This window comes from Argonema antarcticum A004/B2 (assembly GCF_023333585.1).
Taxonomy (GTDB): domain Bacteria; phylum Cyanobacteriota; class Cyanobacteriia; order Cyanobacteriales; family Aerosakkonemataceae; genus Argonema; species Argonema antarcticum.
On record NZ_JAIQZN010000229.1, the window covers coordinates 1 to 1,713 of the forward strand.

Consider the following 1,713-nt stretch of genomic DNA (forward strand, 5'->3'; position numbering starts at 1 on the left):
CTTCTGTTTCCTTGCTATCTTCTACTATGACACCAGATAAATTTAGTAGTTTGGTCATTATTCTTTTCATAATTAATCCCGAATGTCCTATTGTTCGGCGCTATTATAACATTTTAGCACACTAAGTACGGAAGAGCCGACAGTGGAACCAGTTGTCGATCACCTGACTATTCGTGACAGATTAAGAAAGTGGAGCGAATGTCAATGAGTGAATATACTCAAATTACTGCGGGAACCGCAGTAGTGAGGTACACCAAATATAGTGGCAGCGACTGTAAGAAATAAGTTTGGTAATTTCTGACTGTACCTCATAACAGCGGTTTCCGCTGTAACTGGTGCCGCGTGTCACGGTAAGTGGGTTCTTACGCTATTTTGGTGAAGAGAAGCAATAAGCCAAAAGGTAAGTTGTCGGACAAAAGTAATCGACACTGTATTAACTTTTGTTAAGGCACTCGCTAGAATGCGATCGTGCATTATCAAGTAATCTACTGAGATGTTAGGGATAGCATTTATGGGTTTGGGTAGCACGCTGCTCCTAAGCAAAGCCTAAACTGATTCTCACAGTCGATGAACGTTTAGGCAAAGTTTTCTTGTACTTCTTTAAGCGTAATCAACAGGAGTAGAGGGTCAACTGGAGAAGGTGTGAAACCACATTTTTCTACGTAGAATTTTTGGGCATCCTCATCTTGTGCATGAATAAGAATAGCTCTGATCCCAACAATTTCAGATACTTGTAAAATACGCTGTGCGGCATCTTTGACTAGGCTTTTACCAAGTCCTTTCCCAGTATGGTTAATATCAACCGCAAGCTTGCCTAAGATCATAACCGGAATGGGGTCTGGCGTATTCCTTTTAATCTTGTTAGGAACTTGAGAGTGGATAACACTGCCACTAGCTATGCTGTAGTATGCTACCACCTTCCCTTCACAACAGACAACATAAGTCCGAGATACTCTCAGATTCTCATTTTTGAGAGCTTGTTTCCTCAACCAGTTATTTAGAACAGGCTTACCACAATCGAATTCGGTTAAATCCTGTGTCGGTTGAATATGCTTTGGTGGACTGTATTTCATTGGGACAACAATTACTCCCAAGGGGCTTTTGTTTGAAGTAATTGACGTAGTTTCTCGTTTTGGGAAGGTGGGGCATCGAGAGCTTTGTTAAAAGCCTCCCACTGTTCATCATTAAGCAAAAACAAAGTTCTTTCTAATAAAGTCTGTTCTGCGGCTTGGTATGCAGCGTCCAGTATAAAAGCAGTCCGGCTCTTACCACAGAGATGAGCGGCTGTATCTATGAGGTCAAGTTGGTTTGGCTCAACCCTCATATTTACGACTTCGGAGCGTTTAACCTTGCTTTTCCGATCTAAAACTGCCATCACAATCTACTCACTAATCTGATTTTATGTACTTACATAGTATATACAAAATCATCTCCGGGTCAACAGATAAAAATCGAATTATTCTGTGGGGGTAGCCCTGGCCACCGGAAATATCGCACCACTGACGGTCTGCTCCGTTTTCAGCTAATGCGATCGTCAACCAAAACAAATTAGATCTTTCCTGAAAACGTCACACCCGTTGTTTCTCAGATCTGACTTGACAAAACTAACATGAATGTCTATCTTGCCGATCGGGTTAACCAAATTACAACATAGTTAGGGATAGCTTCGATAAATCCGGAGTGAGTGTCCGGAATTGCCTAAAAATTTTGACC

At 41.6% G+C, this 1,713-nt stretch carries 2 protein-coding genes; both read right to left on the bottom strand.

Annotation, left to right across the window (positions count from 1 at the left end; translation table 11 throughout):
- Window positions 1-575 precede the first annotated feature (575 nt).
- Window positions 576-1,073: a GNAT family N-acetyltransferase gene (locus tag LAY57_RS35530; RefSeq protein WP_249072189.1), complete on the bottom strand. Its 498-nt coding sequence runs from the start codon at window positions 1,071-1,073 to the stop codon at window positions 576-578.
- 11 nt (window positions 1,074-1,084) lie between these two features.
- Window positions 1,085-1,375, bottom strand: a complete 291-nt coding sequence (locus LAY57_RS35535; RefSeq protein WP_249072192.1) for a type II toxin-antitoxin system TacA family antitoxin — start codon at window positions 1,373-1,375, stop codon at window positions 1,085-1,087.
- Window positions 1,376-1,713 lie beyond the last annotated feature (338 nt).

Coding starts and splice junctions, on each gene's coding strand:
- LAY57_RS35530 (WP_249072189.1), bottom strand. CDS start 1,073: ATGAAATACAGTCCACCAAAGCATATTCAACCGACACAGGATTTAACC.
- LAY57_RS35535 (WP_249072192.1), bottom strand. CDS start 1,375: ATGGCAGTTTTAGATCGGAAAAGCAAGGTTAAACGCTCCGAAGTCGTA.